Source organism: Algibacter ulvanivorans (assembly GCF_048381495.1).
Lineage (GTDB): Bacteria > Bacteroidota > Bacteroidia > Flavobacteriales > Flavobacteriaceae > Algibacter_B > Algibacter_B ulvanivorans.
The window spans coordinates 130,823-155,852 of record NZ_JBLWGD010000007.1; the positions used below are offsets into that span (position 1 = coordinate 130,823).

20 protein-coding genes and 1 pseudogene are annotated in these 25,030 nt (G+C 30.0%); 7 read left to right on the forward strand and 14 right to left on the reverse strand.

Annotated features, from left to right (window positions below; genetic code table 11):
• Nucleotides 1-700: 700 nt before the first annotated feature.
• The 8 genes and pseudogenes from ACNG5D_RS15160 to ACNG5D_RS15195 all read right to left on the reverse strand — a co-directional run.
• A pseudogene (locus ACNG5D_RS15160) lies at nt 701-968 on the reverse strand (transposase); the annotation flags it as partial.
• A gap of 190 nt (nt 969-1,158) precedes the next feature.
• The gene (locus ACNG5D_RS15165) at nt 1,159-2,505 is read right to left on the reverse strand and encodes a GntP family permease (protein WP_418184380.1); all 1,347 of its coding nucleotides are present in this window, start codon (nt 2,503-2,505) and stop codon (nt 1,159-1,161) included.
• A gap of 2 nt (nt 2,506-2,507) precedes the next feature.
• A complete protein-coding gene (gndA, locus tag ACNG5D_RS15170) occupies nt 2,508-3,905 on the reverse strand; it encodes an NADP-dependent phosphogluconate dehydrogenase (protein ID WP_418184381.1) in 1,398 nt (465 codons plus the stop codon).
• 5 nt (nt 3,906-3,910) lie between these two features.
• Entirely contained in the window at nt 3,911-4,390 is a 480-nt protein-coding gene (locus ACNG5D_RS15175; protein ID WP_418184382.1) for a gluconokinase, read from the reverse strand.
• A gap of 4 nt (nt 4,391-4,394) precedes the next feature.
• Complete coding sequence (locus tag ACNG5D_RS15180) at nt 4,395-6,638, reverse strand: glycoside hydrolase family 3 N-terminal domain-containing protein (RefSeq protein ID WP_418184383.1); 2,244 nt, start codon at nt 6,636-6,638, stop codon at nt 4,395-4,397.
• A gap of 40 nt (nt 6,639-6,678) precedes the next feature.
• Complete coding sequence (locus ACNG5D_RS15185) at nt 6,679-7,797, reverse strand: glycoside hydrolase family 5 protein (protein WP_418184384.1); 1,119 nt, start codon at nt 7,795-7,797, stop codon at nt 6,679-6,681.
• Between the two features lie 785 nt (nt 7,798-8,582).
• On the reverse strand, nt 8,583-8,963 hold the full coding sequence (locus ACNG5D_RS15190) for a hypothetical protein (RefSeq protein ID WP_418184385.1): 381 nt from the start codon (nt 8,961-8,963) through the stop codon (nt 8,583-8,585).
• Nucleotides 8,964-9,252: 289 nt separating this feature from the next.
• Entirely contained in the window at nt 9,253-9,900 is a 648-nt protein-coding gene (locus ACNG5D_RS15195; RefSeq protein ID WP_418184386.1) for a hypothetical protein, read from the reverse strand.
• Between the two features lie 100 nt (nt 9,901-10,000).
• Between ACNG5D_RS15195 and ACNG5D_RS15200 the strand changes: the two genes are divergently transcribed.
• A complete protein-coding gene (locus ACNG5D_RS15200) occupies nt 10,001-10,225 on the forward strand; it encodes a helix-turn-helix domain-containing protein (protein ID WP_418184387.1) in 225 nt (74 codons plus the stop codon).
• Nucleotides 10,226-10,302: 77 nt separating this feature from the next.
• Here ACNG5D_RS15200 and ACNG5D_RS15205 read toward each other — a convergent pair whose 3' ends face one another.
• Together ACNG5D_RS15205 and ACNG5D_RS15210 are read right to left on the reverse strand one after the other, a co-directional pair.
• Nucleotides 10,303-10,740 carry a JAB domain-containing protein gene (locus ACNG5D_RS15205; protein ID WP_338734015.1) on the reverse strand — a complete coding sequence of 146 codons (438 nt, stop codon included), beginning with the start codon at nt 10,738-10,740 and terminating at the stop codon, nt 10,303-10,305.
• A gap of 48 nt (nt 10,741-10,788) precedes the next feature.
• Nucleotides 10,789-11,217, reverse strand: a complete 429-nt coding sequence (locus ACNG5D_RS15210) for a hypothetical protein (RefSeq protein ID WP_418184388.1) — start codon at nt 11,215-11,217, stop codon at nt 10,789-10,791.
• A 250-nt stretch (nt 11,218-11,467) separates the two neighbouring features.
• Here ACNG5D_RS15210 and ACNG5D_RS15215 point away from each other — a divergent pair, with 250 nt between their 5' ends.
• The 6 genes from ACNG5D_RS15215 to ACNG5D_RS15240 are packed head-to-tail and all read left to right on the forward strand — an operon-like array spanning nt 11,468 to nt 20,723.
• Nucleotides 11,468-11,761: a helix-turn-helix domain-containing protein gene (locus tag ACNG5D_RS15215; protein ID WP_418184389.1), complete on the forward strand. Its 294-nt coding sequence runs from the start codon at nt 11,468-11,470 to the stop codon at nt 11,759-11,761.
• A gap of 4 nt (nt 11,762-11,765) precedes the next feature.
• A complete protein-coding gene (locus tag ACNG5D_RS15220) occupies nt 11,766-13,463 on the forward strand; it encodes a site-specific DNA-methyltransferase (RefSeq protein ID WP_418184390.1) in 1,698 nt (565 codons plus the stop codon).
• 10 nt (nt 13,464-13,473) lie between these two features.
• On the forward strand, nt 13,474-14,328 hold the full coding sequence (locus ACNG5D_RS15225; RefSeq protein ID WP_418184391.1) for a hypothetical protein: 855 nt from the start codon (nt 13,474-13,476) through the stop codon (nt 14,326-14,328).
• Nucleotides 14,328-17,009 carry a DEAD/DEAH box helicase gene (locus ACNG5D_RS15230; RefSeq protein WP_418184392.1) on the forward strand — a complete coding sequence of 894 codons (2,682 nt, stop codon included), beginning with the start codon at nt 14,328-14,330 and terminating at the stop codon, nt 17,007-17,009. The genes ACNG5D_RS15225 and ACNG5D_RS15230 overlap by 1 nt, the downstream gene beginning before the upstream one ends.
• A gap of 1 nt (nt 17,010) precedes the next feature.
• Nucleotides 17,011-17,616 carry a hypothetical protein gene (locus ACNG5D_RS15235; RefSeq protein WP_418184393.1) on the forward strand — a complete coding sequence of 202 codons (606 nt, stop codon included), beginning with the start codon at nt 17,011-17,013 and terminating at the stop codon, nt 17,614-17,616.
• Between the two features lie 11 nt (nt 17,617-17,627).
• A complete protein-coding gene (locus ACNG5D_RS15240; protein WP_418184394.1) occupies nt 17,628-20,723 on the forward strand; it encodes an SIR2 family protein in 3,096 nt (1,031 codons plus the stop codon).
• Between the two features lie 41 nt (nt 20,724-20,764).
• Here the strand turns inward: ACNG5D_RS15240 and ACNG5D_RS15245 are convergent, their stop codons facing one another.
• The 4 genes from ACNG5D_RS15245 to ACNG5D_RS15260 all read right to left on the reverse strand — a co-directional run bounded on the left by ACNG5D_RS15245 (nt 20,765) and on the right by ACNG5D_RS15260 (nt 24,901).
• Nucleotides 20,765-21,787: a DUF3871 family protein gene (locus ACNG5D_RS15245; RefSeq protein WP_418184395.1), complete on the reverse strand. Its 1,023-nt coding sequence runs from the start codon at nt 21,785-21,787 to the stop codon at nt 20,765-20,767.
• Nucleotides 21,756-22,622, reverse strand: coding sequence for an AAA family ATPase (locus tag ACNG5D_RS15250; protein WP_418184396.1), 867 nt, complete (start codon nt 22,620-22,622; stop codon nt 21,756-21,758). Before ACNG5D_RS15250 ends, ACNG5D_RS15245 begins: the two co-directional genes overlap by 32 nt.
• A gap of 168 nt (nt 22,623-22,790) precedes the next feature.
• Complete coding sequence (locus ACNG5D_RS15255) at nt 22,791-23,528, reverse strand: hypothetical protein (RefSeq protein ID WP_418184397.1); 738 nt, start codon at nt 23,526-23,528, stop codon at nt 22,791-22,793.
• A 161-nt stretch (nt 23,529-23,689) separates the two neighbouring features.
• Entirely contained in the window at nt 23,690-24,901 is a 1,212-nt protein-coding gene (locus tag ACNG5D_RS15260) for a site-specific integrase (protein WP_418184398.1), read from the reverse strand.
• Between the last annotated feature and the right edge of the window lie 129 nt (nt 24,902-25,030).

The window sequence follows — 25,030 nt, forward strand, 5'->3', positions numbered from 1 at the left end:
TAGCATTATTAAATTCTAAAAAAAAGGTTAAAAAAAAGACATAATCGTAATAATACCGATATAATATTTCAAAATTAATAATAGCCATAAGCAAAAAAATAGACACAAAACCTCAATACATGGACAATAACATTCTTTTTTAATACAAACCAATGTTTACTGCTCTCTTTATATGAAAATAGCTTATTAATATTAATAATTTCGCACAATTCTTTTTTTCTTACACTAAGTCTACTCTCAAAACTAAGAGAACAAAATAAAAGGGTAACACCCTGTGCGATGTTATACATTTATATTTTATTGATTTTAAACCATTTCATATCTTATATTCTTTGTCTTTTTTATAATTTGTACTAAATCGCATACTGAGGTCTATAAAATTATGGTTTCATTGTAACGCAACAAAAAAACCCGATTAATATTTTGCTTATTCAGACTCATTTGGGTAATGATCTAATGATTTTCTTTGTTAGGCTCTATTGCTTTTAGTTTTTTACTATTCGAACAGTCTAAAACAGTAAATAATCCTATAATGGACTTTAAGTTGAATGACTAAGCTGATAGTTTCTGGTTCTATATATCTAAATTCAAATTCTCTTATAGTTTTGTGTTCTAAAAAGAAGTGTCTTCTTTTATTATTGCTCCAAGTTCCTAACCATGTAAAGATTAATAACTCAGCTTCGGGTATTTTCTTGATGGCCTTTTTTAAGATGTCACGTTCCAGTTTTGCTTCTTTTAAAGATTTCCTTAAATGGGCTATCTCTTTTTCCTCATCGGTCATTTTTGGTTTGCCTCGACCAGGAAAACTATTCTTGCCGTAATCTCTTAGCTCGCTATGCCAGCGTTACAGAGCGGAGGGGATAGATGTCTAGGTTTTTGAAAACCTGCTTCACATTATCTTTGGCTTAGCTCAATTCTACTGCTTATTGTTTAAACTCTAGAGCCTAGTATCTGGTGCGTTTTTTCATGATGCTAAGTAATTACTAACAGACAAAGTCTCTCAACATTTTGTCCAGTTTAATGTAGCAATTCCACAGGCGCTAAATAAAATCATCTTAGATGCAAAATTGGTTTTTTGAGATTCTTCATATTTCAATCAAAAAAAGCAATAAAGCAAAGAAAGGGATAAAATTCAAAAATTCCTTTTACCCATAATCCTTAAAATACTATTGACAAAATAAGAGTACTCACAAAACCAATTAAAGCCAATAGTGTTGTCATTACCGTCCAACTTTTAAAGGTTTGTTGTTCTGATAATCCCAAATATTTACCAACAAGCCAAAATCCGCTATCATTAACATGTGATAGAATACTTGCGCCTGATGCTATAGCAACAACTAATAACGCTTTTTGAGGTTCTGAAATAGATGTTGCCGTTAAGAGCGGTGCTGTAAGTCCTGCAGCTGTAATCATAGCAACGGTAGAAGACCCTTGTAAAATACGCACTAAAGCTGCTGCTAAAAACGCAAATAATAAAATACTCACGCCCTTATCGGCAAAATAATTAGCCAACATCTCGCCTGTTCCTGTATTAACCAACATTTGCTTAAAGACGCCTCCAGCACCCGTTAATAAAATAATAATACCAGCAGGCCCCATAGATTTTGTACTAATATCTAAAAGCTGTTGTTTTGTAAATCCTCTTCTTACTCCTAGTGCATACCATGCAATAAGATTTGCTATTATTAAAGCAGAAAATGGATGACCTAACATACCTAACCATTGTAACATGATTTCTGGGAGGTTATAACTTTCAAAAAACGGGCTTCGAATTACTGTATTTAGAACAATTAAAAAAATTGGTATTGCTATGATGGTAATTATAACAATTACTGGTGGTGTATTTTTTTCTATCTCTACAGTTTCACCTAATGGTGGTGCTTCTACCTGTATTTTCTTTGCTATATATTTTCCAAAAATGGGACCACAAACGATAGCAGTAGGAATTCCTGCTATACATCCAAAAAGAATTACCCAACCTAAATCTGCTTTTAAAATATCAGCTACTGCAACTGGCCCAGGTGTTGGAGGAATAAATGCATGTGTTATGGCCAAACCTGCTAATAACGGGATACCATAGAGCAATAATGATTTACCTGTTTTTCTTTGTAACGCATATATCATAGGCACTAAAATGATGAAGGCCACATCAAAAAACACAGGGATCGCTACAACAAAACCTGTTAACATTAATGCCCAAGATGATCGTTTTTCTCCAAACTTTTCTAACAAATAAGTTGCTAATGATTCTGCGCCTCCTGAATGCTCTAAAATAGCACCAAAAATAGCCCCTAATCCAACCACAACAGCTACAAAACCCAAGGTATTCCCCATACCTTCCTGCATAGTTTTAACAATGGTTAAGGGTGGCATACCTGCTAATACACCAACAACAATACTTGCTATAAGTAATGCAATAAATGCTTGTATTTTAAATCGTAAAATAAATACTAGCAATAATGCTACGCCTGCTAATACAGAGGTTAAAAGAGAAAAATCTATCATGACTAATACCATTTTGTGTGAAAAAATTGTCCTTCTGGTGCCCCAACACGCTCGTAAGTATGCGCTCCAAAATAATCACGCTGCGCTTGTATTAAATTTGCTGGTAGGTTTTTGGTGGTGAGTGCAATCCAATGATTATAAGCCGCCCAAAAGGTATCAAAAGCTATTCGGTGTGATACACCATAAATAATACAATCCTTAATATTTTTTTCATCAGAAATTAAAATATCCAAAATACTTTTATCGTCTAAATAACTTTTGTTGTTTTTAAAAAGATCTACGGTTCTTTCCATAAATTTTGATCTAATAATACAGCCATTAGTCCATATTCTTGCAATTTCAGATAGATTTAACTCCCAATCAAATTCTTCTGATGCCAATTTCATCAATTCAAAACCTTGAAAATGATTCATAATTCTAGCAAATCGGTATCCTTTCTCTAAAGCCATTAAATCAATTGATTCTGCTTTATTTGCAGACTTTTCTATAGACTTAGATAATTGCTCACGTTTAGACTTAAAAGATGATATATAGCGTGCAAAAACCGCAGCGGACATCATGGTGTTTACGCCTCCTAAATCAAATGCAGCCTTTGTAGACCACGATCCCGTTCCTTTATTCCCAGCTTTATCTAAAATGGTATCTAATATATAGCCATTACCTTCTTTTGCTTTGAGTATATTGATGGTAATTTCAAGCAAGTAGCTCGATAAATCGGTAGAATTCCATGTTTCTAATAACGCTGCAATTTCTGGATTAGTTTTTGTTGTTGAGAGTACTGCATAAACTTCTGCCAACAATTGCATTTCGGCATATTCAATACCATTGTGTACCATTTTAACAAAATGTCCTGCACCGTCTTTCCCTACATAAGCACTACAGGGTTTGTTGCTCTTGTCTTTTGCAGCAATTGCTTCTAAAACTGGTGCAATAATAGTATAACTTTCTTTATTACCCCCTGGCATTATCGAAGGTCCTTTTCTTGCTCCTTCTTCTCCACCAGACACACCACAACCTACAAAATGTAAGTTATTTGCATTTAAATACTTGCTCCTTCTATTGGTGTCTAAATAGTGGGAATTGCCGCCATCAATAATAACATCGCCTTCTGACAAAAGTGGTAGTAATGCGTCAATAAGATTATCAATAGCTGGTCCCGCTTTTATCATGACAAGAATTTTTCTGGGCCTTTGCAATGACGCAACAAATGCTTCGAGCTCATCAACTCCCTTAACAGTCATATCTGCATTTACGCTTTCCATAAAATTAGAAAGCATGTGTTCTTCTCCTAGACTTGTTCTATTATAAACAGACAAAGCATATCCCTTTTCTGCTATGTTTAGGGATAAACTACTTCCCATAACGCCTAAACCTATAACACCAAAAAATGAGGTACTCATATCTTTTATTTTAATTTTGAAACAATTGTGTTAATGATTTTTTCTGGGGTCTCAGAAACATCTATGTGAATACCATAATTCGGAACTTCCAAATCATGAAATTGTGAGTTTAGTAAATCGGAATTCATATAATGCCCGCTTCTCGCTTCAATTCTTTCTTTAATTAAGTTTTTACTTCCATACAAGTATACCCAAATAATATTAGTGTATTTAGAAGCTAAAATAACTCTGTAGTTTTCTTTAAGCGCTGAACACGCCAATACAGCTCCCTTATTGGATGACCACTCTAAAATATTATCGGCCAATAACTCCAACCATGGCAATCGATCATCATCGTTTAAAGAATTTCCTCGTGTCATTTTATCGATGTTAGATTTTGGGTGAAAATCATCAGCATCATAAAAAGGAATACCTGTTTTTTGAGATAAACGACTACCAATTGTAGTTTTGCCACATCCACTTACCCCCATGACTATAATAATCATACAACTACTTTTTTAAATAAAATCTTTCTTTTAAACCTGAAGATGAATTAGGTCCAACCCACACGTTAAAGTTCCCCTCCTCAGCAGCATAAATTGCTTTACTATTCGAAAACTTTAATTGCCCTGATGTAATTTTAAATGACACCTCTTTAGTTTCTCCTGCTTTTAAACTAACATGCTGAAAGCCTTTTAACTCTCTTACAGGTCTAGTAATGCTTCCAACAACATCTTGAGTATACAATTGTACAATTTCTTTTCCATCTCTTTTACCAATATTAGATATGGTAGCCTTAACAATTAAGTCTTCATTAAAGTTAATGGTATCCTTAGAAATTTTAATAGCATCATATTTAAACGCTGTATAGCCTAAACCATAACCAAACGGAAAATGAGGTGTAAAGCCTATGTCTAAATAATGTGAATCGTTCCCTAAAGAACTCTGCCACGCTTCAATTGGAATATCATACATGGCTACATAATCTTCATTATTTGCAGGTCGCCCTGTATTCTTATGATTGTAAAAATAAGGTAGTTGTCCTGCTGTTTTTGGCCATGATACGGGTAGTCTTCCCTCTGGTTCTCTCGATCCGAAAATTATTTCTTGTAAAGCTTCGCCGCCCATTGTACCAGGGTGCCAAGTCATTAAAACTGCATCAACATCATCAATTATATTTGTTATGGTAATGGGTCTACCTGCCATAATGACTAAAACAATAGGCTTTCCTGTTTTAGACAATTCTTTTATTAAGTCTTCTTGTGCTCCTGGTAGATCTATGTTAGCTCTACTATGTGCTTCTCCTGAAAGAATGGCTTCCTCTCCTGATACAAATACTATGACATCAGATTGTTGTGCGGCAGTAAGTGCCTTTTTAAATTGGGTTTTAGTTAAGTCTCGACTATGTGTTAAACCGGGTGCAAAAATATGATTTACATTTGCACTTTTAAAGGCGTCTAGTGGCGTTACAGTATGTGTTTTGTCTCCATCAAACGTCCAAGTTCCCATTTGCTCTAAAGGTGCATTTGCCAAAGGCCCTATTAAAGCTACTTTTTTGTTTTTAGACAATGGTAAAACTGCCTTGTTTTTAAGCAAAACAGTACTTTTTATAGCAGCTTCTTTTGCGAGTTCTAAATGCGATTTTGAATAAAAATTAGCCTCATTTTTTTTATCTCTATAAGGTTTGTCAAACAACCCCAATCTTATCTTTATTCTTAATATATTTTTTACGAACTCATCTAACTGTTGTTCTGAGACTTTACCCTCTTCAATAAGTTGTTTTAGATTATTTTCATAGGCTTTACTTGTCATTTCCATATCCATTCCTGCATTTGCTGCTAGTTCGCCTGCATGTTTTTCATCTCTAGCATAACCATGTGCTATCATTTCAATTGTTGAATCCCAATCACTAACTACAAATCCATCAAATTTCAATTCATCTCTTAAAACATCTTTTAACAGGAACTCATTTCCTGTTGCAGGCACACCATTTACTTCATTAAAGGATGTCATTACGGTAGCAGCTCCAGCATCTAAGGCTGCTTCAAAAGGCGGCAGATACACATTACGTAATAGAGGTTCTGGTATTAAAGCCGTGTTATAATCTCTTCCTCCAATAGCCGCACCGTAACCAATAAAATGTTTTGCACATGCTGCTATACTAGTTGAATTGCTTAATGAATCGCCTTGAAAACCTTCCACATAAGCAGTTCCTAAAACAGAAGCTAAATAAGGATCTTCTCCCGGTGATTCGGCTATTCTGCCCCATCGGCTGTCTCTAGCAATGTCTAGCATAGGTGCAAACGTCCAACGAATTCCGACAGAACTCGATTCTATTGCAGCAACTCTAGAAGATGATCTAGCTACATTCTCGTCCCAAGACGCCGCTAAGCCCAAAGGTATAGGGAATATGGTTTTAAAACCGTGTATAACATCTCTTCCAAAAACTAAAGGAATTTTATGCGGACTTTCTTCTACTGCTATTTTTTGAAGCTCGTCTACAAATTCAACGTTCATTACATTAAGTAATGCCCCTACTTTTCCCTGTCTTACAGCTTCTTTTAACGATTCGGATAGTGTTTTAGCCCTACTTGAAGTTCCTCTAAGGTTAGTTTGTCCTATTTTATCATCTATTGACATTTGTGCCAATATACTATTAATGCGTTTTTCCTCTACATCATTCTCTGTGTTAGTTACTTTAGTTTGAGAACAACTCATTAAAAATAAGACTATAATTACTAAATAATATTTCATTTAAACGGGTGTTTGAGGGTTAAAAAAACTATTCAACATACTAATTAGAAACTATCTTTATCAGGTTTTTATTTTCTTTACCGTTAGAAGATATCAATCCAAAATTATCGCTTTTATAATTCCAGTTTGCATATCCAATACCGGTTTCATTAAAAAGTTGAACTATATCTTGATACCAAATAAGACTTTCTTTGTTTGGTGCATTTGATATAATACCAAATTCACCACAATACAAGGGTAAGCCTAATGCTTTAGCCTTATGTATAGGCTTTTGCAACATTTCAAGTAATACATCTTTATCAAATTTCTTATCAACCCATTTCTCAACTTCAATTTTCATATTGTCTGGAAGGATTTCAAACTCGTTTTTAGTTAAAATTGTTCCGGGGTAGTTTACAGGCCCTTTGTAATTTCTTAAAGGCAACCATTTGGCTCCATAATGACTTAACAAAAAGGGTTCGTAAAAATGAAAACTTAATAAAATATTTTTATCATTTTCAGGTACTCTTAATGCATCAAAAGTTTCTACTGCTTGCCATCTATTAGAGCCTATTACTATGGTACGCTCACTTTCTAATTCTCGAATGGTTGCTACAGCTTTTGCCACTAAATTATTCCAGAATTCATGATTATCTGCTACAGCTTCATTCATAAGTTCGTAGGCTACTAAACTATTTGGAAATTTACTCAAGGTCTTTGATAAATCTCTCCATAAATCAAAAAACTTGTTTTGTTCATTTACATCTGTCCACAAAGGCTTTTCTTTGGCGTTAAAATGATGCGATCTTAAAATGTGTAAATCAACAATTACTCTAAGGTTATTTTCTTGGCACCATTCAATACAATTTTCCATTAAACGAAATGCATCATGATGTCTATTTCCATTTTCATCCCACATTTGCTCTTCATCAATAGGTAAGCGAATGTGATCAAAGCCCATGTTAGCAATTCGCTTAATATCCTTTTCTGTAAAAAAGGACGCTCTCTCAATACCTCTTCTATCACTTTGCGACAACCAATGTGCCACATTAGTACCCTTAACTACTTCAAAATTTTCTTTTATATCTCCATTTGAATTCGAAATAGATATTACTAATATTGTACATAATAGTGCTACAGCAACTATTCTAAATATTTGTATTTTACCTTTTGTTTGCATCTGTTATTTTATATTTCGTATTTAATTAATATTAAGCGCCAAAAATTCACAAAACTTATAAACAGCGAAAACAATAAAAATCCAATTAATAAAATTTCGAATATTAGTTTTGTATTTAATTTTTCAAGTACCATACCTAAAGATAGACAATGCTCAAACTTAACATTTTGTTGAGGTAATAATTATCACTCTAGTTTCAAAATATGAAACAATTACAGCATTTACATGCCTATTTAACACTATACTACATTTATATTAGTGTAAAAAAGGAGGTGAATAGAAAGAATTATCACGAAGTGGAAATAAAATTTATTAAATCAAAATTAATAGACTTCAATAGTAATATGATAAAATAGAGTTTAGATTTACTACAATTGAAAGAAGAAATTTATTAAGTCAGTCTTCAAAACATCTAATTATAAAATAATGAAGACAAGTTTTTAAAAATAGATTATAGATCATATAAATTCTTTAAACCCCATGTTTATCATAATAAAAGAATATTTAAAAACATTGTCTTTCCAGAAGGTTTTAGATTTTGATAAAACAAGAAATATTGAACCTACAAAACAAACTTATTCTTAGAATTAACATATCCATTTTAAACGATATACTATAAAAAAGAAAAGACTCAAATGCAAAAAAGCAAATGAGTCTCATTTAGTAGCGGGAACAGGACTCGAACCTGTTCCTTCTCTATATTGATTATCAAATTCTTACAAAAGCCATTCAAAAAAGGTTACCTAATAGTATGCCTTTTTAACCTCCTTTATTCTGTTTTAAATTTAAATGTTTTGATTAAATTTTTCAATAAGCTCAATTGTAGATTCAAAATCCTTTCCGTCTATAAATAACTCTATATCTTTATTTAGATAAGAAAATATCTTTAAGTGATATTCTTTATTGTCTCCCAAATAGTCCAAGTAGTTTACAGAAAAATGAATAAATTCCTCATAATAAAAGTTTTCATTGGTTCTTAGCCACTTCCCTACTTTTACAGTATCACTATTGATTGAAGTGTAAATCTCTAGTTGTTCTTTACAATAAGATTCAAACTTATGGTATCTTGACACCTCTTCTAACTGTTCAAATAAATCTACAAACTTATCTTCTGCTCTTGCATAATTGGATAAAGGTAGCAATTCACCTTCTCTAAGTGATTCCAAATGCCTGTATTCGTCTTGGTATTTGAGTAACCAAAACTCAACTTTATCTATTGAAATAATACTATCAGTAGAAAGAGATATTAATTCTTTAATAGATTTCAATTTAGTTTCAATAGGATTAAATTTTCATTTATCAGACTTTGAATCACCTGTAATTACAAAAATAGCAATGCAAACACCTATAACTATCACAGTATAAGCTATGATTTTTACAATAAGGTTATCTACTGAAGTTAAGTTGTAAGCTACATATAGAACTACTAAGAATAAGCCTATCTTTAGAGTATCTTTATTTAAGTCGCTCATTGAAAGTAATATTATGTGCAACCTTAACATATTCTCTAAAAAAGTTCTCTAAAGTCTTATCCTCAATATCCGAATAAAATACTAATGACTTCTCATTAAAACTATCTTTCTTTTTAAAGTAGATGTAGTTTTTCTGTTTTGTATTACTCAAGACTATTTCATCAAAAAAGAAAGCATGACTTTTTCTTTTAAGTCCACTTAGCTCATATATATAACCATTACTAATTATTAGAGCTTTTGGATAAGAAATAATAAACATTAGGCTACCAAACAACTTATAAATAAAGACTAGTATAATTGGTACAGTGATTAATAAACCTAACTCGTTACTTATGTAGTTATTCTTTTGAAGAAAATCTATCAGTAAAAACAAAATTATGATTCCTATTAAATAGGGTAAAAAGCCTTTAAGATTATTAAGTATTTTATTAAACTGATAATTGAAATCTTTGTTTTCAAAGTGGAACTTCTTTTTATTGGTTTTCACCTTGTCTTGTTCATAATTGATTATTTCAAAAGGCTTATTAACTGCCTCTTCTAAGTCAATAGCAATATGCTCATTAAACTTATCATCAAGTTTAAACTCAGCTTTTTCAACAGCATCATATGCTGTAATTCGCTTTAAATTCATAATTAATTAAACGTTTTAAATTCAAAAATAGCTATTTATCATATATGATAACCATTTAGTTATCATAAACAACAACTTTGTTTGTCACTAACATGCACTAATGACTGACAAAAAACAGCTTCAAATTGCCATAGGCAAAAGGATTAAATCAATTAGGGAAGAAAAGAATATCTCTCAACAAGATATTGCTGGTCTTTGTAATATTGAAAAATCCAACTTTAGCAGATTAGAAGCTGGTAATACAAATCCCACCATTTATACTCTAAGTAAAATAGCTGAGCATTTAGGGGTTTCTCTTAAAGATTTAGTGGATATAGAAAATTAAAAAATGGCTATTAATATATATCTGAACAATTCTATATTATCATATTTATAGCCTTAAAGAGTGGTTTGTAACTTCATTCACATTTGTGATTCATCTGCAAAACTATAATATCCTTCTCTTGATAGTATGATATGGTCAAGGACTTTAACATCTAAATAGTTTCCTGCTTCTTTAAGTTTTTTTGTTAGTCTTAAATCAGCTTCACTAGGTTTTAAATTTCCTGAAGGATGATTGTGAGCTATGACTATACTTGAAGCGTTACACTTTAAAGCTACACTAAAAACCAACTTAGCATCTACTACTGTTCCAGATACGCCACCTTTAGACAAAGGATAAATACCCAATACTTGATGGTTTCTATTTAGTAGTAACACCTTAAATTCCTCTTGTAACTCAATGATTTTCTGAGACCAGCAAGACAAAAGCAGTTCATAACTATCCTTACTGTTAGTAATCTTTACTTTATCTCTATTACCAGAAGTATAAGAGACTTTTATTTCCTGTATTGTATTCATAATTCAAAAAATAAATGCCCAAAACCATTAGTCTTGGGCATGTTGATTTTAACTAGATAGTAATGGGTGATGTTCCTCACTTGCAGTTTCACTAGGAACAAAATCATCAATTGTGGACTCACTCATATCATTTCTTCCTGATGGTGTTTCAGGAACATATTGATACCTGTGTGATAATTGAATAATTTCACCTGTTTCCTTGATTGTGTAATCATAAGGGTCACATTCAATTTTGGCTATTTCACCAGGAATTTCACTTCCTATTAGTGCCTTACAGGTTTCTTCATCAAATGTTGATGAAATGGATGCTTTTCTTGCAGTAGCGTAGAAGTTATTAGTTTCTCTACTTTGCACTAATTCTACACCACCTTGAATGATTAAAGCAAAGAACACATTGCCTTCATCAGATTCTCTTTGTTGATAGTTAACAATTCGTACCATGATTTTAAAATTTTTGAGTTGAACATTTCTTTTCATAAAACAACATCTTAAACTATCAGAAAAGGAACAGCTATCACCTTGTTCATTTTTTTCTTGACGACTAAAAAATTTTGTTTTATATACAAAGGGGTGGGGATTCCCCTTTGCTCAAGTATGGGTGGGGGTATTGAGAAGGTGATGCGTGTTTGAATTATTCTTGTTAGAAAAAAATTTTAAAAAAATTTTATATAACATTTAAACTCACTAGATTTAGACAATCTTTGACAAGAACTAATTTGACTAGCAAATGACACTCTCAGAATTACTAAAATCTAAAAGAGAAACTAAAAACCTATTATTGAGAGAAGTAGCCTCTATGATAGATGCAGATACTGCTCTTATAAGTAAAATTGAAAAAGGAGATAGAAAACCTACAAGAGAACAAATAGAGAAACTAGCTTTAGCTTTAGACATAGATTATAACAAGCTATTAACCCTATGGCTAAGTGAAAAAGTATATGAAGATGTACAAGGAGAACAAGTGGCATTAGATGCCATAAAACTAGCGTTAAAAAGAATTAAAACAGAAGTAAAGAACTAACCATATGCCAACACTTAACTGGATAGGAAAAGAAAAAGTAATAAACCACCACCAAGATGTACCTTATAAAATACTAGAGCCTCAATACACCTTTAGTAATGGTAAAGAAGCTAAAAACACGACTTCTGAAAACAAAATAATACATGGCGATAACCTAGAAGCCTTAAAAAGTTTACTACCAGAATATGAGGGTAAAATAAAATGCATCTACATAGACCCACCATATAACACAGGTAAGGAAAACTGGGTATATAATGATAATGTAAACCACCCAAGACTTAAAAAATGGTTAGGGCAAGTTGTGGGTAAAGAAAGTGAAGATTTATCAAGGCATGATAAATGGCTATGTATGATGTACCCAAGGCTAAAATTACTACATAAACTGTTAGCTGATGATGGAATTATTTTTATATCTATTGATGAAAATGAAATTCATCACCTAAGGATGCTATTAGATGATATTTTTGGTCATTCTAACTTTATTGAACAAATAACATGGAATAAAAGAGTTCCTAAAAATGATAAAGGAATAGGTAATATTCACGAGTATATATTATTATATGCAAAAAGAGATTCAAAATCACACAGATTTACTCAATTAAAAGAGGGTTTAGATGATATTTTTGAATTAACTCAAAAACATAAAAAAAAGAAAACTCCAATTGCTCAAGTAGAAAAAGAACTTAAAACCCTCTATAAAAAAAACGGATATGATAGAGGCATAACCCTATATAATTCTCTTGATAAAAATTATGAACTATGGGGAAAAATAAACTTGAGTTGGCCAAATGGACAAACATTTGGTCCAACATATGATGTCATACACCCAAAAACAGGCAAACCTTGTAAAGTTCCAGATAGAGGATGGAGGTGGAAAAAAGAAACTTTTGATGAATATTTAGATTATGACAATACTGAAATATTACATGACGGCTCTTTTAAATGTGGCAAAATATGGTTTGCTAAAGATGAAAATACACAACCTAGTTCAATTAAATATTTACATGAGGTAAAAGATTTCCTGTTAAGGTCTATCATTAGCTTAAAAAGCTCTGGAGGTATTGATTTAGAATCACTATTTAATAAAAGTACTTTTGATTACCCAAAGCCTGTAAAACTTTTAGAATTACTATTAAATTCATTTGAAGACAAAAATGCTATAATTTTAGACTCCTTTGCAGGTTCAGGAACTACTGCTCATGCAGTACTTAATCTTAATAAGCAAGATAGTGGTAATAGAAAGTTTATTTTAGTAGAAATGGAAGACTATGCCAATACCATAACTGCTGAAAGAGTAAAAAGAGTAATAAATGGTTATGGAGAAGGCTCTAAAACTATTGAAGGTACAGGAGGGGATTTTACTTACTATGAGTTAGGAGAGTCTTTATTTTTAGATAATGGCTTTTTAAATGAAGAAGTTTCTTTAGATAAAATACTAGAGTATGTTTGGTATAGTGAAGCTAAAACACCATTTACAAAACCAAAAGAAGATTATTTATTAGGTACTAAAAATGATACAGCTTATTATTTCTATTACCAAAAAGAGAGCTTAACCACATTAGATGAAAGTTTTTTAAGATCTATTAAAACTAAAGCTAGTCAATATATCATTTATGCAGACAACTGCTTATTAGACCAAAGCATAATGGATAAGTATAACATTGTGTTTAAAAAGATACCTAGAGATATAACTAGATTTTAATACTAAAAGAATGATTGAAGATTTATATTTTTTAGATGATGGTAAAGTTAAAATTAGTGCCGCAACAGTTGGTATTAGTAAAAAAAGATGGGAGTACATAGATGAATCAGAAGATGATGGTATTAATCACATTAAAAAAATGAAAAGTCAAAGATTTGACCATTTACCAATTGTTTCAAAAAATGGTAATATCAATGAATTTTATAAAACCAAAGCACCAGATAATTTTGAACATATAGAAAAACATACCATATCTTTTGAAGACATAATACCCTTAAATACAAATATTGAAACTATAATTGATAAGTTTTATAAAGAAAAGAGAACCTTTTATTTTCTTAGCTTTAATGATGATATTTCTGGACTAATTACTATAGGTAATTTAAATTGTAAACAGGTTCAAATCTATATATTTAGTTTAATCTGTGAATTAGAAAAAGAACTTGCATTATTTGTTAATTACCATTTATCTCATGAAGAAATACTTGATTGGCTAAATGAAAAGGCTATAGCATTTGAACAGGCTAATATAGAAGATAAATGTAAAACTAATAAATACCAAAGTATTATTAATCAATATGAAGAACTTGTTGAAAGTGGTCTTGAAAATTATTTAACTGAGCATTTTTTTCTTGTAGATTTATTTAACATCATTCTTAAAAAGAAACTATTTAAAAATCTTTCATATTCAGGAAAGAATTGGGAAGATATGAATAGTATAAACAACATTAGAAATAAGATAGCTCACCCAACAAGAAGTCTTTTAGATAAAAATAATACTATTGATAAACTATGGAAAAGACTACTAAAAATAAAAAAACTACTATTTAAATTAAATAGTTATAAAAAAAATCAGGGATATTAATGGAATTAAAACCATACCAACATAAAGTAATAAAAGATTTAGAGCATTTTTTGTCTTATGTACAAAAAGAAGCAACACCTGCTAGTGCTTTTAATAAATACTGGGAAGATAAATTAGGAATGCCTTATACACCACAGTTAGATGGTTCTTTTGAAGGTATGAAGCCTTATAAAGATAATATATCTAATGCTGTACACATTGCAGTAAAAGTTCCAACTGCTGGAGGTAAAACCTTTATAGCTTGTAATGCTTTGCATACCATAAACAAGCATTTTTATCAAGGTAATGCAAAAGCAGTGGTTTGGTTAGTACCTTGGTCTAATTTGTTGCAACAAACTGTAAAAAACTTATCGAACCCTAACCACCCATATAGAGAAAAACTAAATAGTTTATTTGGCAACAGGGTTGAAGTTTATGAAAAAGACCAGTTATTACAAGGAGCTAATTTTAACCCTACTTCTGTAACAGAACAGCTAAACATTTTTGTATTTAACTTTAGTAGTTTACGCATAAACTCAAGAAAGAAAGATGACAGAAAAGTGTTTCAAGAAAATGGGGCTTTAGAGGCTTTTAGAAATACTATTGTAGATAAAGACCTTGTTTTACCAGATACAGATGAAACTGCTTTAATAAATGTTATAAGAAGCCTCAACCCTATTGTAATTGTAGATGAGAGTCATAATGCAGAAAGCGATTTAAGTGTAGAAATGCTAAATAACTTAAATCCCTCTTTAGTACTAGACCTTACTGCTACACCTAAAGAAAACAGTAACATTATTTCTTTTGTAAATGCCTTGGCTCTTAAAAAAGAACATATGGTTAAGCTGCCTGTTGTGGTTTATAATCACCATAAAAAAGAGGAAGTCATCACAAGTGCTTTACATCTACAAAGACAATTAGAACTTTTAGCTATTGAAGAAGAAAAAGCTACAGGAAAATACATTAGACCAATTATATTATTTCAAGCACAATCTAATATTAAAGGAAAAAACAATACTACGTTTCAAAAAATAAAGGAACAGTTAGTAAAACTTCAAATTCCAGAAGAACAGATAAAAATTAAAACTAGCGGTATTGATGAGCTTAAAGGTATTGACCTAATGGCTAAAGATTGTCCTGTAAAATATATAATTACAGTAAATGCTTTAAAAGAAGGTTGGGATTGCCCTAATGCCTATATACTAGCTTCACTTGCAGATAAATCTTCAGCAGTAGAAGTAGAACAAATTTTAGGAAGAGTTTTAAGACAACCTTATGTAGTTAAACATAAAGAAGCATTATTAAATATGTCTTTTGTATTAACAGCTTCATCAAGGTTTAATGAAACACTAGATAGTATAGTTAAAGGATTACAAGAATCAGGATTTAGTAAAGATGATTATTATGCAGAAGAAGCTAAAGAAGAAGAGTTAACACCTAATGAGGTATTGACCCAAGACTTATTTGCAGATGAACCTAAACCAGATGACTATGTACAATCTGATGAAGATTTTGATGTAGATGCAGTTAAATTTAACCCTAATGAAGAGTTTACACTTGATACTATTAATCAGCAAAACACTTTAGTATCTCATATCACAGAAAAAGCAAAAGTTGAAGGACAAACTTTTGAGCAGAAAGTTAATGATATAGAGATTGATGATACGACTTCTATTTTTACAGATATTATGAAAACTGCACCAAAAGTCTATAAGCTAGACGCTCAATTTAAAGCTATTGCCAACACTATTAAATTACCTCAATTCTTTAAAAAAGTAGAAGAAAGTGAACTGGATGGTGTTAGTTTATTTGAAGAGTTAAATTCAGAAGACCAATATCTTAATAAGGTTAGTCTTTTAGATGGTTTTAAACTATCAAATTACAGTACACAAATTACTTTTGATGAACTTTCAAAAAAAATTACAGCAGTAGATTTTGATGAACACAAAAAAACGGCAACAGTAAAAAACTTCTCTAAACTTGCAAAGAGAATGTTAACAGACACAATTCTTTCAAAACCTAAAGAATCTCAAATAAATCAAATAAGTAGCATCATAGTTTCCAAATTGGGAGATATGACACCTATTTCTCAACAAGAATTACAAAAATATGTAAGTCGAGTTTTTGACAATTTATCTAGTGAACAAATCAGAGACATAGTAGATAATGACTTTATTTATGTAAAAAAGATTAAAGACAAAATCAATGAATTAACAGACACCTATGCTAAAGAGCGTTTTAAAATTCTTATAGATAGCAACAAGATTGTTGTAAAAGAAAATTTTGAGTTCCCTGAATCATTATCCTTTTTAAACCCTAGTACAACTATTAGTAAATCACTATATGATAGAGAAGCTAGTATGAACAACTATGAGCAAAAAATGATTATGGAAGTAGCTTCATTAGACAACATTGTGTTCTGGCACAGAAACCTAGAAAGAGGCAAAGGTTTTGCTTTAAATGGTTTTAGCTCTAATCATTATCCAGATTTTATACTTTACACTAAGAAAGGTAACATTATCTTATTAGAAACTAAAGGTGATGTTTATGATAATGATGATAGTAGAAATAAAAATATTTTAGGTAAAACTTGGGCTGAAAAAGCTGGAGATAACTATAAATACTTCATGGTATTTGAATCTAAACAAGTTGAGAACACTTATACAGCACATAGTGTAATTGAAGTGATTAAAGGGTTATAAAATGGCTACTGATTTATATATTATAAGTAACTGTAGGTCTTTTACAAAAAACACTATCAAAGAGAACAAAGATGAGTTTCTGGCTAATTTAAAGGCGTTAAAATTAGACCATATTACTATTATTGGTTCAGGTAAACTAACAGGAGATTGGGAATATGAATTTCCAGAAATTTATTGCGAAAAACAAGACAAGGTTATACCAGATAAAGATGCTAAAGAATTAATAAGTTTCAACAGTCCTTTTGTGTTTAACATAAGGGTTTATGAGAACTGTGTTGAATTGATAACTATATATAAGTATCGATTTTTATATGAAGATGAAAAGACTGATTACCTAAATGAATTTAGAAAAAATGTTTATGATATAATATCAATTTTTGGCGGTACAGAAATTATTTATCTAGCCAATAATGGTTGTGATAAATTAGCTGAATATTTAGAGTGCCAAGTCTGGGAAGGAGTATCATACCATGATATTAAAAAAGACATGATAAATAAAAAGTTGCCTTTTGTTTCTGATTATGACAACTTGAAATTAAACCATCTAACCTACAGAAATATAAAAGAAATAGTTTTTGATGATTTTAAAAAATCAACCACTAAGTAGCTCAAAAAGTAATGATAAATAAATTTTTAACTGATATTAAAATTATAAAAAAGGCAATAGCTACAAAAAAACTTGTAGTCTTTGCAGGTGCAGGAATTTCAATAGATGCTGGTGTTCCAAGTTGGGGGCAGTTAATTAATGAAATTAAGAAAGACCTTGATTTGCCTGATTATGAAAATGATTACTTAAAAATTCCTCAAATCTATTTTAATGAAAGACAAGAAAAAGAATATGTTGAAAAGATAAGGTCTGCTTTAGAACATAAGAGACTAAAACATAATGAAATACATGAAGAAATCTTTGAGTTAAATCCTGAACACATATTAACTACCAATTTTGAGGATTTATTAGAGCAAGTAATAAATAAAAAGTCACTTCCCTTTTCAATAGTTAAAAAAGATAATGACTTACCATATTCTAGTAATACTAAATTATTAGTTAAAATACATGGTGATTTAGATGACACTGACTTTGTTCTAAAAGAAGATGATTATTTAAACTACAGCAAAAATCATCCTTTAATTGAAGCCTTTATTAATTCTGTTTTTGCTTCAAAAGTAGTATTATTTATTGGCTATAGCTTTAATGATTATAATTTAAAACAAATAGTTCAGAACGTAAGAAATATTTTAGGGAATAACTTTCAAAATGCTTATTTGATTTCAATTGACAAAGAAATTCATACATCTCATAAGCTCTACCTCAAAAACAAAGGTATTAACGTTTTAGACTATTTTGATGCTATTTATACTGATAAACAAAATAAAAACTCAAATTATATTGAAGATTTCCTAAACAAAAAGAATATATATTCTGAGAACTATCTCAAAGAAGTTGAAAGTCTAAGTGAGAAAGGTCAATATTTATTAAATTTTTTGAGATTTATAAGATATTATGATGAATTGAGAATTGAAATTGAAAAGGAAAATGTTTTAGAACAAATCCACAAATCAATATCAAGGTTTTCAGAATTAAAATCTTTACCTCAATCTTTTATAGCAAAACTATATCCATTTAAAATCACAGATAAACCTGAGCCTCTAATTCAAAAAACAACACTTTTATTAAAAAACCAGAATGTTGTTGAACTTTTCTATAATAATTTAAAAATCGATAATGATAAAGTATTTTACAACTCAAATGAAGCTATATCTGATTCTAAAAAGAAAGAAAATGAAAAGAAGTTAAAAGAAATAATTATAAAACTAAATAACAGTTTAATTTTTAATGTAACTACTGAGAGAAAACAATCTGATTCATTTGGCTACAAAGGCTTTTCAAACAACTTAAAAAATATTAATTTAAAAAAAGACTCAAAATGTAATTGTACTAAATGTAAATACCAAAGATACCAACTAAATGATGTTTTAACAAACCTTAATAGTTATTCAATAAATGAAAAATCTGACATAAAAGAAGACTTGCAAATTGCATATTTAAACTATAAGATTGGAAACTATTTTCTATCATATAACATGTTTGAAGAAATTGCTACAAAAGCATGGCAAACAGGAAAATACTTAACTTATTATATTTCTTCAAAAAACAAAAAATCTCTGAAAAATTTAATCAGGTACAATGAGAATTTACCTGAAAAGAAAAAAGAAGATTTGATAAAAGAGATAAACGATATTGACATTGATAAATTAATCTTCCAAATACCTTACAATAGTGATGAAGAATTAAAATTATTAATCACTATTAGAGATGATTCTGTTTTGCAAGACTATAATAATGAAATAGAGGAACTTTATTCTAAAGTTGAAGAATTATATATAAACTATAATAGAGACAAATACTTTAATTCTTATGGTCCATACTATCCTCAATTAATATATATAGAGCTTTATAAAGTAATTAATTTCTATGTTGAAAATTATATCATAATAGATGTCTTTTCTGATTTTAAAAAGGCTATTCAAAAAGGAATAAAAGCACTTATTCTAAGTCATATTACAAATGAGGCTTATAATCAAAAGTTAGACTCTCTTTCAGGTGACTTATTTCGCTTCACTGTAAATTATAGTAATCCTAGTGACTTATCATCTTTTTTACAGAAACATAAGATTGATTCCTTGAAATTTGATAAAAAAGAAATTGAAAATGTGGTCGAATATTGTATTAATTATTTCAATTCATTTTTCACAAATTCAAAATTGTTTTTTAATGGTAATTACAAAAATCAATCTATTTTCAATCAGTTAAGTAATAGGGCTTTTGGTGGTAATATGGGAAGCATCTTTAGTAACATGATGCTTCTTTTGATTTCAATTGAAATTCCAGAAAAGGATAAGTCAAAATTTTCAGATAATCTCATTTCTTTTTTAGAACATGAAGATTTTTTAAATTGGAGTGACCTTAAATATCTTAAATGGTTAATTGAGATGAAACCATCTCTATTGAATAGAGAAAACTGCATCAAAATTTTAAAAATCATTCAATTAAAAACAAAGAAATATAGTTCATCTGACCTAATTGAAGGAATTGCAAAAGTATTTGATAAAAACGGATTTGAGCCAATTGATGATAAAGATTTAATACTTAAACTTTTATCTGATTATGATTATAATGACCCTAACAATATCTTAATAATTGATTTATGGCATATTTCAAATGAGGAAATTAAAAGTGAACTAAAATCAATCATAATAAATAGACTGAATTTAAAGTTTAATGAAAAACTATATGTATTTAGCTGTTATGATAAAATTATTGACTACAACCTATATTTTGAGGAATATATTAAAGAACTAAATATTTACAGCCCAAATGAAAATGAAGACATAATTGAAAACAATAATGGTAAAATTAAACTTAAAAACTTTGTTTTCCACAATGCTATTATTTTTATATATAGTATGAAAGTGAAAAGTAGTGATGAAAGGCTCAAACTGGTTCACAACCCATCAGATGTAATGAAGTTCCTTTTGTTCAGAGAAAACTCAGATTTATCATTATTTAAAGTTGAATGGCTTAAACTTTTTGACAATAAAATTATTTTAAATGAGATAGGAAAAATTAAAAAACTGAGTGCCATAATTAAAAAAGAATTAAAGGAAGCATTTGATGAAGAGCTTTCAATTATTTATGCAAAATATTTCATTTAAAATAACCCTACCCTACATAAGTAGGGCAAGGTCTCTTCAACTCAATTCAAAAACCAAGAGTACTTGGAATCCCCATTGAGAGTTTGTGCCAATCCATTTGTGAAATCAAAAGCATTGACAGTTCTATCCAGAAAAGCATCTATATAAGAACTCTTATTAGCTGATGTGAAAAGATTATAGACATTCCATAAGTTGATGTTTCCGTTTTCATCTTTACAAAAGCTCTTATCTTCATAATAGTCTTTTGCTATGGTATTCATTTGCCTATCTGCAAAGTCCATTTGTGGCAGTTCCTTTCTTTGTTCTTTGGGTAGGTAATTATACAATCTTGCTTTACCAATTAACTGTGCAAATTGATGTTCTGTAATACTCTGCTGTGTCAGGTTTCTCATTGCTTGTAAATGATTCTCTGCTTCATAGCCTTGTATAGTTTCCATTATTTTAGCTTGAAGCTCATCATAACCACCTACTCTCATTTCTGATACAAAGCCATCAGATGATATACACATATTGCAGCACACCATATTCTGAAATCCTATGAAGAACTTGAATTTTTCATAGGTCTTCTTACTGTAAAGATTTTCATGATTATAGGCTCTAACACCACCTACCATCAAGGATAAAGGATTACCATTAATAGTTTCTGTTATTGATGATATTCTTACCATAAACGCCATCCTTTCAAAGTATTGTGTAACTTCTGTATCTAATAATTCATTTGCTGACTTGTGTATAGCATCACTGGTTCTACCTTTAATTTGATGACTTACCCTTATTTCTGGCTTATCAATCTGCTGGTTATTAAAAACTCTACTAACACAGTCTTGAGTTATTTCTATGAACTCTTGATGTGCTATTGTTCTTTCATTATCTTTTGCAAATACTGGGATAATACATTCCTCTTTTAAACAAGAAAGGCTAACATCCTTTGTGTTAGCCTCTATAAATGGATTCTGTTTAAATTTTCTCTTTTCTGATAGTGTGCGAGAATCTTGAGAAGATTGTTTTATACTATCAGGTAAAGAGGAAATATTATTGTTTTGGGTTACTGTTATAAGTTCCATTTTGACTGTGTTTTGGTTGTTTAACTAAATTTTCTAATTGTTCTTTTTTCTTAATGAAATCTGCATTAAGAGTTTTCTGAAATTCTGGATTATCCTTATATAACTTCATAAGCTCACTTACAGATAAACATTCATTTATGCTTTTTAAGACATCTTCCTGAGAGTTTGGTGCATTACACCATTCCAAGATTTTTTTACCTGTAGCAGTGCTTATCATAAACTCTGGCTTACCATTAAATAGATTGGTTCTGTCTTTACTGGCAGTTGCAAAATGTTTTGAGTCAATGTCAAACACTAATGTAAATTCATATTCCACTCCATCCCTTTGTACTGCTTTGAGTCCTACTTTCTCAGGAACATACTTTCCGTTTTTCTGATTAAGCACATAATCCTGTTTAGTCCTCATGGTAGAAACAAAGTGAGCTGGTGATTGTAGAATCTTATCTACAAATGCTTTTTGCCTTGGTGTGACTTTATTCCAATTCGTAAAGCTGTTTCCTGGCAACTTGCTATGGAAGTCTAAAAGTTCATCCCAGCAGTGACTGATACTATCAATGATAATAACTTCCATACCTGCTTCAAGACAAATATCTATTGCCTGTATGTATTTCTCTGGTGTATAAGGTGGCTGCATATTTAGTACATTATAGCTTCCTAAATGAGCATAGAGGTCTGAACTTCCATTTTCTGTATCTATGACAGCGACTTTAGATAAGTTGTCATTAGTAAGTCCTTTGGCAAGTAATAGAGCTGACATCGTTTTACCAGCTCCTGCACTTCCTTGCAAAGCCATTTTAATCTTGGCTTGTTTTCTTTCTGATTTTCTTAATTGCATATTTTAAAAGGTATTTATAATTGTTTTTTCATTAATGGAAATCCTCTAATAAAAGAGTATTACTTTGAAAATTAATTTATATAAATAAGTAATCTTTAATGATGGGAAATCCATTGATGAAAACCTATTGCATAAAAAAAGAGGAACATTTCTGTCCCTCTTATCTTACTATTGCATTTGACTTTTCTTTGAATCATTTAATGTTTTACTTCTTTTTACTTTGGGTTTTAGATACTTCTCAATATCATGTTTAATATCCCATTCTGTTTCTTCATCTAAGTAAATTTTTGGAAGTAGATTAATAATTATATTCGTATGAAGACAATAATAAGTAACTTGTCTTTGTTTTCCTTCAATCAATGACTTGACTACCTCAGATTCCAAAAAACCCAATCCTTTGAATTTTTTTATTATAGAAGTGGCTCTATCTATTTTGATTCCCATTTCTTTAGTAATTGTTGCAAATGAGAGATAGAAAGGCTTAAATCCAAAATATTTGAATTTCATAACTAAAAATTCAAATAGTACTCTTTCATCACATGAAAAAAAGTCACTATTATAGTTTTTAAACCGATTAAGTCTTAATCCAAACATTGTTGCATAATCAACTACGAGTAAATCGCTTTCATTATTATAATCTAGCCATTCTTCTTCATTGGAAACAATTTTAGTGAACTCACTTAATAATTGTTCATTTTCAACTTTACCAAAACCATCACTACTTATTGGAATTAATAAATATTTTACACCTGTTTGAAGGTTTTCTTCTTTTGTTTTATTAAAGTCATAAAGTGAAATCTCTTTTACTTCAGAAACTTCATCATTTTCATCTATCTCTTGTACTGTTAAATCATCATCAATACAACTTTCTGGCTCTATAAAGCCAAATCCTTTCTTTTCTAACATAATTTATAGAATTTAGGATTAGTAATAAATTATAAAAACTCGTAAAAATTCCTTGGGATAAGGAATATAAAAACTCATTGTGCTTCAAGAAGAAGCAAAAAGTAAATTCGAAGTAGTATGTTAATACTTAAAAACAAAATTAATAAATTTTCATTTATGGTTTAATTATTTTTAAGTTTTTTCTGAAGACGATATATTTCTTCACTAATTTTCTGCTGGACCACTTTTCCATAATGTCTTTGTGTAATAGTCATTTTAGAATGACCTAAAAGCTCACTCACAATTTCCATTGGCACATCATTATATAGCAATACAGTAGTTGCAAATGTTTTTCTGGCAATATGGTGTGTCAATTTCTTTTTAAAGCCTAAAATCACTCCTATTTCCTTTAAGTAGGAATTAAATTTTTGATTGGTGACAACAGGTAGTAATCTATCTTCATGATAGTACTTCTCAAGAATTGAAATAGCTTTAGGTAAAAGAGGAATATTAACTGGACTACCTGTCTTTTTTCTAAACATTTTAATCCATTTATTTCCATCAAACCCTTCAATTATATGTTCTTCACTTAATGCTTTCATTTCAGCATATGCTAAGCCTGTATAACAGCAGTACACAAAACAATCTCTAATCCTTTCCAATCTTAAATTATAGGAAAAATCATGTTTCTCTAGCTTTTCTAATTCATCAGAACTGAGATATACTACTTCAACCTTATATCTTTTAGGTTTATAAAGAATAAAAGGGTCTTTTTGTAGATAACCTTCAGCTAGAGCTAACTTTATTATTTTACGTAATCTTTGTATAGATTTATTTATGGTAATCTGTTTATGTCCTAATTCTGACTTTAAATAGAAATCAAAATCATCTAGAAACTTTAATGTAATCTTAGATAACAAAATATCATTACGCTTATATTTAAATTTTAAAAAGTTAGAGAGATGATTTTTAGCTTCTTTAAACTTATAATAGGTTGATTTGGTATATTCCTTCCCAATAAGTTTAGACATGTTCTCATTGTGAGTTTTAAATACTTCCATTAAAGTTTTTTCTTTGTTTATATTTTCTCCCTTATACTTTAAATAAATATCCTCAACATCAAACACATCCTCTTTAACTCGTAATAGTAAAGAAGCCTGTTGCAATTTTTGTTTAATTAAAGTAAGCTGGGTATTAATGTAGTTGCATTCTTCTTCTGATTGTTTAACAAGTTGCTTTTTACTATCCCAAGATTTAGAACTCACAAAAAGACCAGTTGCAAATTGCTTCCTTTTTTTATTAAAAGTCAACCTACAAAATAATGGTGCTTTATCATCTGTTCTGGTTTTATTCTTTGCAATAATAAAGCGTATAGTTAGCTTTAATAATTCCATGTTTTATTAAGGTTTTAAAGAATAAAGGAAGATGAAATACAATGGTTACCTTTTTTTTTGAGAATGGTTACCTTTTTGTATGCCTTTTATTTGATAGTATTATACAATGCTTAAAAAGTAGATTTTTAT

What these genes read in the sequence shown, in the direction of transcription:
- ACNG5D_RS15165 (WP_418184380.1), bottom strand. Translation starts at nt 2,505, where the DNA reads ATGATAGATTTTTCTCTTTTAACCTCTGTATTAGCAGGCGTAGCATTA.
- gndA (WP_418184381.1), bottom strand. Translation starts at nt 3,905, where the DNA reads ATGAGTACCTCATTTTTTGGTGTTATAGGTTTAGGCGTTATGGGAAGT.
- ACNG5D_RS15175 (WP_418184382.1), bottom strand. Translation starts at nt 4,390, where the DNA reads ATGATTATTATAGTCATGGGGGTAAGTGGATGTGGCAAAACTACAATT.
- ACNG5D_RS15180 (WP_418184383.1), bottom strand. Translation starts at nt 6,638, where the DNA reads ATGAAATATTATTTAGTAATTATAGTCTTATTTTTAATGAGTTGTTCT.
- ACNG5D_RS15185 (WP_418184384.1), bottom strand. Translation starts at nt 7,797, where the DNA reads ATGCAAACAAAAGGTAAAATACAAATATTTAGAATAGTTGCTGTAGCA.
- ACNG5D_RS15195 (WP_418184386.1), bottom strand. Translation starts at nt 9,900, where the DNA reads ATGAATTTAAAGCGAATTACAGCATATGATGCTGTTGAAAAAGCTGAG.
- ACNG5D_RS15200 (WP_418184387.1), top strand. Translation starts at nt 10,001, where the DNA reads ATGACTGACAAAAAACAGCTTCAAATTGCCATAGGCAAAAGGATTAAA.
- ACNG5D_RS15205 (WP_338734015.1), bottom strand. Translation starts at nt 10,740, where the DNA reads ATGAATACAATACAGGAAATAAAAGTCTCTTATACTTCTGGTAATAGA.
- ACNG5D_RS15210 (WP_418184388.1), bottom strand. Translation starts at nt 11,217, where the DNA reads ATGAAAAGAAATGTTCAACTCAAAAATTTTAAAATCATGGTACGAATT.
- ACNG5D_RS15215 (WP_418184389.1), top strand. Translation starts at nt 11,468, where the DNA reads ATGACACTCTCAGAATTACTAAAATCTAAAAGAGAAACTAAAAACCTA.
- ACNG5D_RS15220 (WP_418184390.1), top strand. Translation starts at nt 11,766, where the DNA reads ATGCCAACACTTAACTGGATAGGAAAAGAAAAAGTAATAAACCACCAC.
- ACNG5D_RS15225 (WP_418184391.1), top strand. Translation starts at nt 13,474, where the DNA reads ATGATTGAAGATTTATATTTTTTAGATGATGGTAAAGTTAAAATTAGT.
- ACNG5D_RS15230 (WP_418184392.1), top strand. Translation starts at nt 14,328, where the DNA reads ATGGAATTAAAACCATACCAACATAAAGTAATAAAAGATTTAGAGCAT.
- ACNG5D_RS15235 (WP_418184393.1), top strand. Translation starts at nt 17,011, where the DNA reads ATGGCTACTGATTTATATATTATAAGTAACTGTAGGTCTTTTACAAAA.
- ACNG5D_RS15240 (WP_418184394.1), top strand. Translation starts at nt 17,628, where the DNA reads ATGATAAATAAATTTTTAACTGATATTAAAATTATAAAAAAGGCAATA.
- ACNG5D_RS15245 (WP_418184395.1), bottom strand. Translation starts at nt 21,787, where the DNA reads ATGGAACTTATAACAGTAACCCAAAACAATAATATTTCCTCTTTACCT.
- ACNG5D_RS15250 (WP_418184396.1), bottom strand. Translation starts at nt 22,622, where the DNA reads ATGCAATTAAGAAAATCAGAAAGAAAACAAGCCAAGATTAAAATGGCT.
- ACNG5D_RS15255 (WP_418184397.1), bottom strand. Translation starts at nt 23,528, where the DNA reads ATGTTAGAAAAGAAAGGATTTGGCTTTATAGAGCCAGAAAGTTGTATT.
- ACNG5D_RS15260 (WP_418184398.1), bottom strand. Translation starts at nt 24,901, where the DNA reads ATGGAATTATTAAAGCTAACTATACGCTTTATTATTGCAAAGAATAAA.